General features: G+C 38.4%; 11 protein-coding genes. 6 read left to right on the forward strand and 5 right to left on the reverse strand.

The genetic code is table 11. The annotated features are described in order from the left end of the window. The first annotated feature begins 91 nt into the window (after nucleotides 1-91). Nucleotides 92-610 carry a DUF7935 family protein gene (locus tag ABXZ36_RS08690; protein WP_354615119.1) on the forward strand — a complete coding sequence of 173 codons (519 nt, stop codon included), beginning with the start codon at nucleotides 92-94 and terminating at the stop codon, nucleotides 608-610. Nucleotides 611-613: 3 nt separating this feature from the next. On the opposite strand, the gene ABXZ36_RS08695 is transcribed toward ABXZ36_RS08690, so the two are convergent. The 3 genes from ABXZ36_RS08695 to ABXZ36_RS08705 are packed head-to-tail and all read right to left on the reverse strand — an operon-like array spanning nucleotide 614 to nucleotide 4,495. Continuing rightward, entirely contained in the window at nucleotides 614-1,513 is a 900-nt protein-coding gene (locus tag ABXZ36_RS08695) for a patatin-like phospholipase family protein (protein ID WP_354615120.1), read from the reverse strand. Further along, the gene (locus tag ABXZ36_RS08700; RefSeq protein ID WP_354615121.1) at nucleotides 1,510-2,415 is read right to left on the reverse strand and encodes a patatin-like phospholipase family protein; all 906 of its coding nucleotides are present in this window, start codon (nucleotides 2,413-2,415) and stop codon (nucleotides 1,510-1,512) included. Before ABXZ36_RS08700 ends, ABXZ36_RS08695 begins: the two co-directional genes overlap by 4 nt. Before the next feature lies 1 nt (nucleotide 2,416). Next, nucleotides 2,417-4,495, reverse strand: a complete 2,079-nt coding sequence (locus tag ABXZ36_RS08705; RefSeq protein WP_354615122.1) for a M1 family metallopeptidase — start codon at nucleotides 4,493-4,495, stop codon at nucleotides 2,417-2,419. 82 nt (nucleotides 4,496-4,577) lie between these two features. On the opposite strand from ABXZ36_RS08705, the gene recG reads away from it, so the two are divergent. The 5 genes from recG (at nucleotide 4,578) to leuB (ending at nucleotide 11,730) form a co-directional block, all read left to right on the forward strand. Beyond that, a complete protein-coding gene (gene recG, locus ABXZ36_RS08710) occupies nucleotides 4,578-6,683 on the forward strand; it encodes an ATP-dependent DNA helicase RecG (protein WP_354615123.1) in 2,106 nt (701 codons plus the stop codon). 276 nt (nucleotides 6,684-6,959) lie between these two features. Continuing rightward, nucleotides 6,960-8,372, forward strand: a complete 1,413-nt coding sequence (leuC, locus tag ABXZ36_RS08715; RefSeq protein ID WP_354615124.1) for a 3-isopropylmalate dehydratase large subunit — start codon at nucleotides 6,960-6,962, stop codon at nucleotides 8,370-8,372. Nucleotides 8,373-8,420: 48 nt separating this feature from the next. Further along, nucleotides 8,421-9,017: a 3-isopropylmalate dehydratase small subunit gene (leuD, locus tag ABXZ36_RS08720; protein WP_354615125.1), complete on the forward strand. Its 597-nt coding sequence runs from the start codon at nucleotides 8,421-8,423 to the stop codon at nucleotides 9,015-9,017. 92 nt (nucleotides 9,018-9,109) lie between these two features. Then, nucleotides 9,110-10,627: a hydroxymethylglutaryl-CoA lyase-like TIM-barrel protein gene (locus ABXZ36_RS08725; RefSeq protein WP_354615126.1), complete on the forward strand. Its 1,518-nt coding sequence runs from the start codon at nucleotides 9,110-9,112 to the stop codon at nucleotides 10,625-10,627. Nucleotides 10,628-10,674: 47 nt separating this feature from the next. Continuing rightward, nucleotides 10,675-11,730 (forward strand): 3-isopropylmalate dehydrogenase, encoded by a 1,056-nt coding sequence (gene leuB / locus ABXZ36_RS08730; RefSeq protein WP_354615127.1) that lies wholly within the window; start codon nucleotides 10,675-10,677, stop codon nucleotides 11,728-11,730. A 125-nt stretch (nucleotides 11,731-11,855) separates the two neighbouring features. Here the strand turns inward: leuB and ABXZ36_RS08735 are convergent, their stop codons facing one another. Further along, entirely contained in the window at nucleotides 11,856-13,061 is a 1,206-nt protein-coding gene (locus ABXZ36_RS08735; RefSeq protein ID WP_354615128.1) for an MFS transporter, read from the reverse strand. Between the two features lie 459 nt (nucleotides 13,062-13,520). Further along, a complete protein-coding gene (locus ABXZ36_RS08740) occupies nucleotides 13,521-15,110 on the reverse strand; it encodes an NADP-dependent glyceraldehyde-3-phosphate dehydrogenase (protein WP_354615129.1) in 1,590 nt (529 codons plus the stop codon). Nucleotides 15,111-15,263 lie beyond the last annotated feature (153 nt).

Here is a 15,263-nt window from a genome sequence, read left to right on the forward strand (position 1 = left end):
AAAAGAGGTATGGACATACTAATTTAAATAATACGCCGTTCTTTAACTGAAACTAAAAGTATTCCGATTTTTCGGGCCAAAAAAATCAACTATGACAGGAGACCAAATTTATCAAATGTTTGCCTATTTATTACCCGCAGTCGTTACAGGAGCCGTAGCTTTTTATTTTTTTAGATTGCATACTAAAAATGAAGAAGGACGCAGAAGATATTTGTTGCACAAGGAATCCCAGAAAAACACCTTGCCAATTCGCCTACAGGCCTATGAGCGAATGGCTTTATTTTTGGAACGTATTTCCATTACAAGCCTTGTGGTTAGGGTTAAGCCCCTATCTACGAACAAAATGGATTATGAAAATCTTTTGATCAAGAACATTGAAAATGAATTTGAGCACAATCTGTCCCAACAAATATATCTTTCCGATGAGTGTTGGAATGTTATTAAAGCATCCAAGAACGCAACCATAAAAGCTATTAGAAGCGCAGCGATGAGTCAATCAGACACTTCAGACAAACTAAGAGAGGACATCCTTAACGAAACCATGGATAAGCAATCTCCATCAGCTACTGCCCTATCCTACGTGAAAAAGGAAATTGGCGAGCTCTGGTAGGGGTTATTTATCTCTATTAGAATCATACGCCTTATTTTGAGCATATTCAAAGCCCTGAAGCCACCATTGTTTCATTAGTTTTTTATTAAAAACCAAAGAATTTTCGGTGAGCTTAGTTGGTGTATAATACAGGTTTAACTCCACCCCATTGTGCTTAGCAGCTAGAATACCTTCAGAAATATCATGAAACTCTATTTGGTCCAAAACAAATCCATAAATACTCAGCATTAAAGAAAATGGATTTTTACCAAGAACTTTGTTTCTATCCATATTTTCTGATTCCAAAATTACAGCATCCACAACTTTGGCGCCTCTGCGGATAGCCTCCTGTATAGGTACAACACAACCCAATCCGCCATCACCATATTCAAAACCATCTTTTGTGGCAAGGGACATAAAAGGGATATAATTACAAGAAATCCAAATCCACTCACAGAATTCCTCATAAGAAAAGTCCCTTATAGATTTATATTCCACTCTATTTTTAGACAGATTCGATACAGTGACCACAACATCTTTATGCGTCTTTAGAATATGTTGATATTCGTCAAAATTGAAATTCCTTTTTATAGTCCGTCTCAATGCCTTGCTTTCCCCAAAGGTTCTTTTCCCCTTTAAAAACTGAAGAAAGGTGGTAAAAAAGTTAATCGACACGTATTTCCTATCTCCTTTTTTACGGACAATAAAAGGGTTAAGACTAAAAATGGATAGAGAATTAACGTTGGTATATATATCGTGTAATTTGCCCAAATTATCAGTAGCCAAATGAGGAATTAATAGTCCCCCTGTAGAAGTGCCAACAAAAATATCGTACTTCCGTTTTTCTACTTCCATAAGGTATTGGGCCACACCTCCTGCAAAGGCACCCTTACTTCCGCCACCGCTTATGACCAATGCTCTCATTTGGGTTCTATCTGATTAAGTTCCAAATTCTTGTGTTTGGCAAAATTGTACCCACTTTCCCACCATGCCGTCATTTTATCTTTATCAAAAATGAGAGAATTAGTAGTTAAAACTGTAGGAGTGAAATAAAAATTGATAATAGCATCGTTGTGTTTCGCTACATATTTGCCTATACGGATGTTCTGATGCTCTATACGGTCCAGCATAAATGCGAACATACTCGTTAATAAAGAAAATACATTTTTTGAGGGCATACGGTTTAAATGGGTAATTTCGGTCTGTAATATAATTGCATCTACAACGGTAGCGCCTTTTTTAATAGCCTCTTCTATTGGAACCATACTTCCAAGACCTCCATCTGCATACTCACACCCATTCTTTTTTACCAAGGTCATAAATGGCGTATAATTACAAGAAATCCAAATCCACTCACAAAATTCATCATAGGTGAAATCCATAATAGACTTATATTCTACTTGATTTAGTGAAAGATTGGATACCGTAATAACAATATCTTTTGAACCACTCTGTAGCACTTCAAACTCTTGAACTGTTAATGTATTTTTGATCAACTTTAAAAGACTATGACTTTCACCAAATGTTTTACTACCCTTAAAAAAATTCTTTAAAACATTAATATGATCAATTCCTATAGTTTCAATGCCGTATTTCTTTTTAACGACAAAGGGGCAATTACTAAAAATGTTATCTTGATTTACATTGGTATATACCTCCCTTATCTTTTCAATCTTTTTTAGGGCCAGATGAGAAATCAATAAACTTCCAGTGGATGTACCCAAAAAAAGATCGTAATTATGCTTTTGTTCTTCCATCAGGTATTGGGCCACACCACCGGCAAAAGCTCCCTTACTTCCACCGCCTGAAATTACCATTGCCCTCATATTAGGTTATTTTACTGTTAATATAACGCAATTCTTCTATGTTTAGTTTTCCTTTGAGACCATTGATACGTTTTTTGTACTCTTCCCGCTTCAGTAACTGGTCTAACAAGTCCCTTGAAAACTTTTTAAATTGCCAAGAGTGATGCAAACAGGCTTTAATCAAATCCAACAAATTTTGATCGGACAATCCCACTGTGTCCGAAAGGTATTGAAAAGCACCTTGACGCACTTCCATTGGATAACTAGGTGCGGTGTATCCACTTAATTCTGCATATAAAACCGCGTTATTTTCTGGCTGATAATCTTTAGTGATCAACGCCAAAGTGAGCCACAACAATCGAACATTTTTATTGGGAAGACCAAAACAATCCTTTGTTTTATTCAGATACGTTTCCCTATCCTCTGGAAAATAGACCCAAAGTTTATATAGGGCATTCTCTTTGGTTACATAGCTTGCATCATCCAAAAGGGATTCAAATTCTAATTTTAAACCCTTGGGTATCTTGGAGGAGCTGATGGCTAAAGCTTGTCTCACTTTAACACTACTTTCTTTAAAAATTTTGAGCATATAAGGCTCTGAAAGAGACGTATTATACTTTTTAACGATAGCCATTTTGAAAAAATCTGATTGGGTTTCATTCCAAAATCTTTGAATAATGGTTTCATTAGTGCCTTTGGTGGTCATTAATTCCCGTTGTAGTTCAAAAAAAGCTGCTATTGAAGAGGAATGCTTTTTTAGACTTTCCATAGCCCTATCAAAAGGAAATTCTGAATTCTTAAGCCAGAGCGTTTCAAACTCACTCAAATCTAAATCACTCGTAACTTCCATAATCTCTATAAATTTTGGAAGGGTCACCTCTTGAAATTGATATTTTTGGATGTATTCAGAAATCCCCTTTTTATAGGCTTTCTCGCCCATATGCTCATTCAACATAAACAACGCCCAAGCTCCTTTTTCATAGAAGGTAAGGCTAGAAGCTTTAGGGTTGGTCAAGGCTTCACCCTGACCCTCACTGGACAATTCTTTTAATTGCTGGGCCGTTTCATATAATTTCCAATAGAAAGTATCATAACCAAACATTTCTTTTTCAGATAGATAGGTATAATAGGTGGCAAACCCTTCCTGAAGCCAATGATGGGAGGCATCCTGTTCTGTTACCAAATTGCCAAACCACTGGTGTGCCAATTCATGGGCATTGATATTTACATAATTTTTATCAATAAAAGCTGTAGAATCAATCACATAAGCGTCGGAAAAAATAGTTGTACCGGTATTTTCCATTCCCGCATAGAGAAAATCTCTCACTGGAATCTGTTTGTAATTCTGCCAAGGATAGGGAACTCCTATTTCTGTTTCTAAAAAATCAAATATTTGTCTAGAATACCGGTAGGTAGGCTCAACATTGAGACTATCCGATGGGTAATAATATATTTTCAAAGGAATTCCTGAGTTTGAACTTTCTTCTTTTTGATGGTAGTTGCCGATAGCAAAAGCCACTAAATAACTGCTCATTGGCGATACCATATCATAATACCACGTTTTTAGCTCTCCTGATACTTCAGTGTTTTTAAGGATGCCATTGGCAATGACCTCATATTTTTTATCAAAAGTCAGCTCAAGATCAAACTCGATCTTCTCGGTCATATCATCAAAACTGGGGAGCCAATTACTAGTGTATTTCCCTTGGCCTTGGGTCCAAATTTGAGGATTATATTCTTTTCTGTCCCAACCTATAAAATATACCGCCTGAGAAGGTTTCACGGTATAGGTTAACATCAACGTATGGACCGTGTTATTGTTTAGCTTTTTGAAAAGAATAATTTTGTTTCCATCATTTTCATAATTCACTTTTTTATTATTGAGGAGTACCTTTGAAAATTCCATTGCTTTGGCGTCCAAAAAAAAGGAAGACACCTTTTCAAGGGTTTCAAAAGTATAGATCACTGATCCCATTATTTCCTGTGAATACGGGTCTATGTTTATAGAAACATTGGCATGAGTGAAATCTACCCTATCTTGGCGCTGGGCGAAGGAGATTTGGAAAAGGCAAAGAAAGAAACTTACTAAAACTTTCAGCATAAAAGGCTCATTATCAAAACCTGTACCAAAATAAGGAATTTGGTTTGTTGCAGGTCTATGGAGTAACCACTATTTTAGACGCATGAATTCTAATTCCCTTCAAACGCCTATCGTTTACCTGAAAGGAGTAGGCCCCAATAGGGCCGAAACACTCCAATCGGAGTTGGGAATACATACCTATCAGGATCTTATCAATCTTTTCCCAAATAGATATATAGATAAAACCCAATATTACAAAATAAACCAATTACAACGCAATAGTGCTGATGTACAGGTATTGGGGAAAATTATACATATAAAATCTGTGGAACAAAAAAAAGGAAAACGCTTGGTTGCGACCTTTACAGATGAAACCGGACAAATGGAGCTCGTGTGGTTTAGAGGGCAAAAATGGATTAGGGAAAATATAAAGCTGAACATCCCTTATGTAATCTTTGGTAGGACCAATTTTTACAATGGCACATTTTCCATGCCACATCCAGAAATGGAACTTCAATCTGACCATGAAAATGGAATCCAGATTGCCATGCAGCCCATATACCCTTCTACTGAGAAACTTAGCAACAAAGGCATCACCAATAAAGTGATCAATAAGCTGATACAGCAACTGTTCCTAGAAACAAAAGGACATTTTAAGGAAACTTTATCCGAGCCCTTACTTAAGGAATTGCATTTGATTTCTAAAAGTAAGGCTATGTTCAATATTCACTTCCCCAAGAGTACGGAACTGTTGGCCAAGGCGCAATTTAGGTTAAAATTCGAGGAGCTTTTCTATGTGCAACTACAATTGATTTCCAAAAAACTATTGCGGAAACAAAAGATAAAAGGCTACAATTTTGATAAGGTTGGCATCATTTTCAATGATTTTTACAATAACCATCTCCCTTTTGAGCTTACCAATGCCCAAAAAAGGGTGATCAAAGAAATTAGAACCGATTTGGGTAGTAATGCCCAAATGAATAGGCTTTTACAAGGTGATGTTGGATCAGGTAAGACCATTGTAGCCCTAATGACCATGTTATTGGCTATAGATAACGGATTTCAAGCGTGTTTAATGGCACCTACGGAAATTTTGGCTAACCAGCATTTTAATGGAATTAAAGAACTATTGAACGGTGTAGGTATAGAGGTCGCCCTTTTGACTGGTTCTGTGAAAAAATCGGCCCGACGTGTAATCCATGAACGATTGGAAAACGGGGAACTTCATATTCTGATAGGTACCCATGCATTATTAGAAGATAAGGTACAGTTTAAGAATTTAGGGCTTGCCATTATTGATGAGCAACATCGATTTGGAGTGGCTCAACGATCTAAATTATGGCATAAAAACGAAATGCCCCCACATATTTTGGTGATGACTGCCACACCCATCCCCCGCACCTTGGCGATGAGCCTTTATGGCGATCTGGATATTTCGGTCATAGATGAACTTCCGCCAGGTAGGAAACCCATAAAAACCGTACACAGGTACGATTCCAATAGATTAAAAGTTCTTGCCTTCATAAGGGATGAAATAAAAAAAGGAAGACAGATCTATATCGTTTATCCCTTAATTCAAGAATCTGAAGCACTAGATTATAAAGATTTAATGGATGGTCATGCTAGTATTTCTAGAGACTTTCCCCTACCCAACTACCAAATTTCTATTCTTCATGGCCAACTGAAGCCTGCAGATAAGGACTATGAGATGGAACGCTTTGTCTCCGGAAAAACCCAAATCATGGTAGCCACCACGGTTATTGAGGTGGGCGTAAATGTCCCAAATGCCTCCGTAATGATCATTGAAAGTGCAGAGCGCTTTGGTTTATCCCAATTACATCAATTGAGAGGAAGGGTTGGCCGTGGTGCTGATCAAAGTTTTTGTATTCTAATGACAAGCCATAAATTATCCTCCGAAGCGAAAACCAGATTAGATACCATGGTGAGTACCAATGATGGATTTGAAATAGCGGAGGTGGATCTTAAACTTAGGGGTCCGGGAGATTTAATGGGCACCCAACAGAGTGGTGTGCTCAATTTAAAGATTGCTGACATCATAAAAGACAATGATATTTTAAAGGCCGCTAGACACCAAGTATTACAATTATTAAAAGAGGATCCATCCCTACAAAAAGAGGGAAATCATGTCATACGATATACCTATGCCCAATTAATAAAATACAAGAATATTTGGAATTATATTAGTTAAAGCGGGTACTCCTGCCACCGATGTAAACTGCGTTTAAAAAGCCTCTATACTTCCCTTTTTTACCTGCATAGGCTAATATCTGACTAGTCCATTTGAAATTTAAATAAACCAAAAAAGCACAAAATTTGATGTTGAACATCGTATTTCTAACCAAGGGTGATTGGGGTAGTGTTAACTCAATATGTTAAATTTGAATTCTCTTGGAAGGCATAAGGATTTATGTATAGTTCTAATGTCTAATTTTTCCAATGAAGAGTTGAAAATTTAGTTTAGAAAATGAAAAAGACATTATTTGACAAAGTATGGGATTCCCATGTAGTACGTAAAATTGAAAACGGTCCAGATGTATTGTTCATAGACCGTCATATGATTCATGAAGTTACTAGTCCAGTTGCTTTTTTAGGCTTAAAAAGCAGGGGCATCGGGGTAAAACATCCAGAACGCACCTTTGCCACCGCAGACCATAATACCCCAACCATTAATCAACACTTGCCTGTTGCGGACCCCTTATCTGCCAATCAGCTAAGGGCTTTGGAAGAGAATTCCAAGGAATACGGGATTAGCTATTGGGGCTTGGGGCATGCGAAAAACGGTATTGTTCACGTTGTTGGTCCGGAATACGGAATCACCCAACCTGGCGCGACTATCGTTTGTGGAGATTCACACACCTCTACCCATGGCGCTTTTGGTGCCATTGCATTTGGAATCGGAACTTCGGAAGTAGAAATGGTTTTGGCGACCCAATGCATTATGCAGACCAAGCCCAAAAGCATGCGAATCAATGTAAAAGGAGATTTGAACTTTGGTGTGACGCCAAAAGATGTGGCACTTTATATCATTTCCCAATTAAGTACTTCTGGTGCTACCGGTTACTTTGTAGAATACGCAGGGGATGTTTTTAAAAATATGAGTATGGAGGGTCGGATGACTGTCTGTAACCTAAGTATAGAAATGGGCGCCCGAGGTGGAATGATCGCTCCAGATGAAAAAACCTTTGACTATGTAAAGGGACGCGAATTTACCCCCGAAGGTGCAGCATGGGAGAAAGCCATGGCATATTGGAAAACGCTGAAAACGGATGAGGAGGCGACTTTTGATAAAGAGGCGACTTTTAATGGTTCCGAAATTGAACCAATGATCACCTATGGTACCAACCCAGGAATGGGCATGGGTATTTCCCATGATATTCCAAATGCCGAAGCTGTTGAAGGAGGGGTAGCCACCTATAAAAAGTCCTTACAATATATGGCCTTTGGAGAGGGCGATTCCATGATTGGAAAGCCTATAGATTTTGTTTTCTTAGGAAGTTGCACCAATGGAAGGATTGAAGATTTTAGGGCATTCGCCTCCATAGTTAAAGGCAGGAAAAAAGCACCGAATGTCACCGCTTGGTTGGTTCCTGGATCCCATATGGTGGAATCGGCCATTAAAGAGGAGGGCATATTGGATATCCTAACCGAAGCCGGCTTTGAACTTCGTGAACCAGGATGTTCTGCTTGCTTGGCTATGAATGACGATAAAGTTCCTGCAGGTAAATACGCCGTAAGTACCTCAAATAGAAATTTTGAAGGAAGGCAAGGTCCAGGCTCAAGAACATTGTTGGCTAGTCCTTTGGTCGCTGCTGCTGCCGCTGTAACTGGTAAGGTGACAGATCCTCGAATTTTGATGGAAAAAGTAGAAGCGGTCTAACTCTTACAAAAAATTAGAACCAAATCGGTCAATAAAAAAGAATAAAAGATGGCATACGATAAATTCGAAATACTAAAAAGTAGTGCAGTTCCCCTTCCTATAGAAAATGTGGATACCGATCAAATAATACCTGCTCGATTTTTAAAGGCTACGGAACGCGTGGGCTTTGGCGAAAATCTTTTTAGGGATTGGAGGTACAATACAGATGGTTCGCCTAAGGAAGATTTTGTACTTAATCAATCCAAATACAGTGGAAAAATTCTGGTTGGTGGCAAAAACTTTGGTTCTGGTTCTTCAAGGGAACATGCAGCATGGTCCGTCTATGATTATGGATTCCGTTGTGTAGTGTCTAGTTTTTTTGCTGATATTTTCAGGAACAATTGTTTGAACGTAGGAGTTCTTCCCGTACAGGTCAGTGCTGAATTTTTAGAAAAAATATATATTTCTATAGAGGCAGATCCTAAATCCGAATTGGAAATCAATTTAAAAGAGCAGTCTATAACCATCCTTGCTACTGATGAAAAGGAATCTTTTGATATTAATGTCTACAAGAAAGATAATATGCTGCACGGCTTTGATGATATAGATTATCTCCTGAATATGAAAGAAGAGATTACTGAATTTTCACAGGACCTTCCGTTGTAAATCCATACTAAAAACAACAAAACACAGGCCCAATCAAGAAGAATACTATTTTTTTGATTGGGTCTTTACTAAAATAGCTGAGCACTCATTAGATGAAAAAGAGAAAGGTTGAAATAATGGATACCACCTTAAGAGATGGGGAACAGACTTCCGGAGTTTCATTTTCGGTATCTGAAAAGCTTACTTTGGCCAAACTCTTATTGGAAGAACTGCAAGTAGATCGGATAGAAGTGGCCTCAGCCAGGGTGTCTGAAGGAGAACTACAATCGGTTCAGCAGATCACCTTTTGGGCGCTTGAAAAAGGCTATTTGGACCGGGTTGAAGTACTGACGTTTGTTGATCATGGGGTCTCTTTAAAATGGATGGAATCTGCTGGCGCAAAAGTGCAGAATCTATTAACCAAAGGCTCTTTAAACCATTTGACTCATCAACTCAAGAAATCACCTGAGCAGCATTTTTCCGAAATATCTGAAACTATAACCAAAGCTAAAAAACTAGGCATTGAAACCAACGTTTATCTTGAGGACTGGAGCAATGGTATGAGGAATTCTCCGGAATATGTTTTCCAATATCTGGAATTTTTATCCACCCAACCTGTAAAACGAATAATGCTTCCCGATACCTTGGGGGTATTGACCCATTATGAAACCTATAGTTTCATAGAACAGATTGTTAAAAAATATCCAAAACTACATTTTGATTTTCATGGCCATAACGATTATGACTTAAGTGTTGCCAATGTCATGGAAGCAATTAAGGCAGGGTGCCACGGATTACACCTTACGGTCAACGGTATGGGTGAACGAGCAGGAAATGCACCAATGGCAAGTGTTGTCGCCGTGATTAACGATTTTTTACCAGAGATAGAAATAGCAATTAAAGAGCCATCCCTCTTTAAAGTAAGTAAATTGGTGTCTGCCTTTACAGGTTTTGGAATCCCTGCCAATAAACCTATAGTTGGAGACAATGTATTTACACAAACTGCTGGAATCCATGCCGATGGGGATAGTAAAAAAAACCTGTATTTCAATGATTTGCTCCCGGAACGCTTTGGAAGAAAGCGCAAATATGCTCTGGGTAAAACCTCTGGGAAAGCCAATATCCAAAAGAATTTGCAAGAATTGGGGTTGACCTTGAACGATGAGGAACTAAAAAAAGTGACCCAACGCATCATAGAATTAGGTGACAAAAAGGAAAGGGTAACCAAGGAGGATCTCCCATATATTATTTCCGATGTTTTAGATAGTGGATCACTACAGCAAAAAGTATTTGTAAAATCGTATGTCCTTACCCATTCCAAAGGACTACAACCTTCTACGTCCTTGGCTGTAGAAATTAATGGAGAGTCTTTTGAAGAACACGCCCAGGGAGACGGGCAGTTCGATGCTTTTATGAATGCCTTGAGAAAGGTATATCGCACAAAAAAAATTAGCCTGCCTAATTTGGTAGATTATGCGGTCAGAATTCCGCCGGGAAGTAATTCCGATGCCCTTTGTGAAACCCTCATCACCTGGGAACACAACAACAAAGAATTTACCACGAGAGGATTGGATTCCGACCAAACCGTATCGGCTATAAAAGCCACAGAAAAAATGTTGAATATTATATAATGCCTAATGGCACCTATTAGCGCAATAAAAACTATAAATACAATCAAATGAAATTAAATATCGCTCTTTTAGCAGGAGATGGAATTGGACCAGAAGTAATAGACCAGGCCGTAAAAGTATGTAATGCCATAGCCGACAAGTATAACCATGAGATTATTTGGACGCCTGCTCTTACCGGTGCAGCAGCTATTGATGCCGTTGGCGAACCCTATCCAGATGAAACCCATGAGATCTGTTTGGCTGCGGATGCAGTTCTTTTTGGAGCCATAGGACATCCACGGTTCGATAACGACCCTTCCGCAAAGGTACGTCCAGAACAAGGTTTGCTTAAAATGCGACAAAAATTGGGCTTATTTGCCAATGTAAGGCCAACTTTTACCTTTCCTTCCCTAATTGATAAATCACCCTTAAAACGGGAACGCATTGAAGGCACTGATCTAATCTTCTTGAGGGAATTAACCAGTGGTATCTATTTCGGTGAAAGGGGTAGATTGGACAATGGCGACACTGCATTTGATACCTGTACTTATAAAAGGCATGAGGTGCAACGCCTTGCCAAAAAAGGATTTGAATTGGCTATGACGCGTACCAAAAAATTATGCTGTGTGGATAAGGCCAATGTGTTAGAAACTTCACGTTTATGGAGGGAAACCGTCCAAGCGATGGAAAAGGACTATCCAGAGGTTACCGTATCCTATGAATTTGTGGATGCCGTAGCCATGCGCCTGGTACAATGGCCAAACTCCTATGATGTTTTGATTACCGAAAATCTTTTTGGCGACATTCTTACCGATGAGGCCTCTGTTATTTCAGGCTCTATGGGCTTAATGCCTTCGGCTTCCGTTGGGACCAAAACAAAATTATACGAACCAATCCACGGATCTTATCCACAGGCGGCTGGGAAAGATATTGCCAATCCCTTGGCCACAGTATTATCGGCAGCTATGATGTTCGAGGATTTCAACCTCACAGAAGAGGCTAAGGCCATTCGTGATGCAGTTAACAAATCTTTGGAACTAGGGTATGTAACCGAAGATTTGGCAGATGGCGGGAAATCTTTCAAAACTAGTGAGGTTGGGAATTGGTTAGCTAAAAACGTGTAGACTTTACGAATAAGCGAGTAAGGCTATAGTGCAACCTAATCCCAAGCTTAATAAATAAAAAAATCCTCGTACCTAAACATTAGGACACGAGGGTTTTAATTTGACTTAAATTTTGGATAATATCCTCAATTATTAAAGGCAATTTTACGTTTCTCTTCTTTAATTAGTTGTTCTCTTTTACTCCACACAATAGCCACGGCTATTATAATTCCCGATCCTGCCAAACCAGCACCTACAAAACTAGCAGACGTAAAACCGTACCCCATAGCTATGGGTAGTCCTGCCAAATAAGCTCCCGAAGCATTTCCCATATTAAAGGCACTTTGATTCATGGACGAGCCCAACATCTCAGAACCTTTGGACGCTTTTATAATAGCCATTTGCAAAGGCGTGGCCACACTGAAAGCTATAATCCCTATAAAGAATGTCAGCACCAATATTGCGATAGGATTCTGTGCAACAAAAGTATTCACTATAAGTACTAATACCATTAAAGACAAACTGACAATAATAGCCTTCATAGGCGCTAGTTTTTCTGTTAATTTAGCTCCAAGAAAATTCCCTACAACCATCCCCAAACCGGCAATGATCATGGCATAACCTACCATACTCTCAGGGTAACCTGATACTTTGGTGATCAAGGGTGCAATATAACTGTACCATGCAAAAAACCCTCCTGTTCCAATAGTAGTAAGGAGTATAAGTATCCATAGTTCCGTACGTTTGAAGACTTTTATATCCTTTTTAAATCCTCTAGTGGAGGATTTGGACAGCGTTGGCATCCAAAAATATACACTCAACATAGCCAAAATACCAACCAATCCTACTAACAAAAAGGAAACACTCCAATCAAAATGGTGACCAAAATATGTCCCAATGGGAACACCTATGACATTTGCGATGGTCAGACCAGCAAACATCGTTGCAATTGCAGAAGCTGTTTTGCCTGGCTTGGCCAGCTTTCCCGCAACAACCGCACCTATCCCAAAAAATGCCCCGTGCGGTAATCCGGATAAGAATCTAGAAACCAGCAATATAGAATAACTATCGGAAAATGCAGATAACGTGTTAAATACTGTAAACCAAAGCATTAAGACTAATAATACCTTATGTGCAGGCCATTTTCCTCCAATACTAGTAAATAAGGGAGCGCCTACCACAACGCCCAAAGCATAAGCCGCAATAAAATGACCTGCTTGTGGAATAGTAATACTAAGGGCATTTGCCACATCGGGTAAGATGCCTATGATGACAAACTCTGTCATCCCTATGCCGAAACCTCCAATTGCCAAGGCGATCAAGGCTTTTTTATTAGATGTTTTTATATTCATATATTTTATTTCTCTGGTTAAAAATCAAGCGTATTTCTTTTATCCAATTTTCAAAAAAACACTACTCTTTCTGCATTACAAAATTACAATCGTCCTTATCTATTCTCCTATTCATTTTTACCCTATATATGTCACTTAATACCCTTGCTATATCTCATGAAATTGATGAAAAAGTCTCGAATAGTTAAGAAATAATGAGTATCCCTTGGAAATTAAAATGACATTTGGGGTTTGATCCTCATTGCCTTGAAGCAACAAAAAAAGATTGTTAATAAAACATACAGGTAGGAAATCAAAAGAACATGAAACTACTTGGACGATGAAAATCCAATGACCTTACTTTTTAAAGTACTTCATTAAAAAACCCTTATGACCGAAATATCGGTTACAAGGGTTTCAATTTCCATATTGCTATCTCTATGTTTCAATAGACCTTTAGTGTATTGTCTATTTTAATCACTAAAGGATATAATCTGTACTTATAAAATTGGAAAGCTTAGAATCTAGTAACTTTTCAAGAATCTCATTGTTCAATGCATTGTCTTTACTGGCAACAAAAGTTCGTATAGAAAAGGAACGTAAAGCATCATGTACACTCAACGTTGATTGGGCAGAATCCTTTCGTCCTGTAAAGGGGTAGACATCTGGTCCACGCTGACATGAACTGTTTAAATTAACCCTACATACCAAATTTACCAAGGTGTCTATCAATGGAGCCAAAGCATAAACATCTTTTCCAAACAAACTTACCTGCTGTCCATAATTAGAGGCAGCCATATCATCTAAAGGTTCTTCGATGTCTTTAAAGGAAAGTATAGGAATAACTGGTCCAAACTGTTCTTCTTGATAAACCCTCATGTCCTTGGTTACCGGATACAACACGGCTGGCCAAATAAAATTATCGGAATGCTGACCTCCTTTTTTATTCAATATTTTTGCGCCTTTAGAAAGCGCATCATCTATCAACTCTTGTATATAGGCGGGTTTTTCAGACTCTGGTAATGGTGTGAGTTTAACTCCTTTTTCCCAAGGATTTCCAAATTTTAATTCATCTACCTTTTCGGCAAAACGTTTGTTGAATTCTTCTCTTATATCCTCATGAACATATACCACTTTTAACGCTGTACAACGCTGTCCATTGAACGATAGTGTCCCAGCGATACATTCATCTAGGGTAAGGTCCATATCGGCATCAGGAAGTATTATAGCTGGGTTTTTTGCTTCAAGTCCCAATACCAATCTCAATCTGTTACTTTTTGGATGTTGTTCTTGGAGCGCATTAGCAGATTTACTATTCCCAATCAAGGCAAGCACATCTACTTTTCCTGTTTTCATAATGGGACTTGCTACCGTTCTTCCTCGCCCAAAAATAATATTAACCACTCCCTTAGGAAAACTGGATCTAAAGGCCTCCAATAAAGGTGTGATGAGCAATACGCCATGTTTAGCTGGTTTAAAAATTGTAGTGTTGCCCATGATAATGGCGGGGATCAACAAAGCGAAGGTCTCATTTAGTGGATAATTGTAAGGCCCTAAACAAAGAACTACGCCCAATGGTCCCCTTCTGATATGGGCATATACACCATCCTGTTTTTTAAATTTTGCAGCATCCCTATCTAATTGCTTGTAATCCTCAATAGTATCATAAATATAATCCACGGTACGATCAAATTCCTTTTCTGAATCTGGAAGCGATTTTCCAATTTCCCACATCAACAATTTCACAACCTCATTTCTTTTGGCCTCCATTTTTTTGACGAATTTTTCCATGCATTCAATTCGTTCGCCGATTCTCATGGTTGGCCAAGCCCCTCGTCCTTGATCATATGCTTTTAAAGCACCTCCTAATGCATTAAGGGCAGCCTCTTCATCCATATCGGGTATACTTCCCAATAAAGTTGGTTTATAGATTTCAGTGGATGATATCGTGGAAAAAACTTCAGTAGAATTTCCTTCCCATTTCCTTAGTTCCCCATCTATCAAATAGGTATTGTGATGTAGTACATTTGTAATTTCAAATTCTGCAGGTATACTGGACTTTTTACTCATAATTGTTAAATTTTTAAGGAAATCTAGATTGAAAGTGGATATTTCAGGCTAACGAAGTTAATAAAATACATCTTTAAATTTTAGAATACAATCCAATACTTTTCCCTAAACTACTACGAAATCGATTGAAGTTATCTCATTTGATTATATATA

The organism is Sediminicola arcticus (assembly GCF_040566695.1).
GTDB lineage: Bacteria > Bacteroidota > Bacteroidia > Flavobacteriales > Flavobacteriaceae > Sediminicola > Sediminicola arcticus.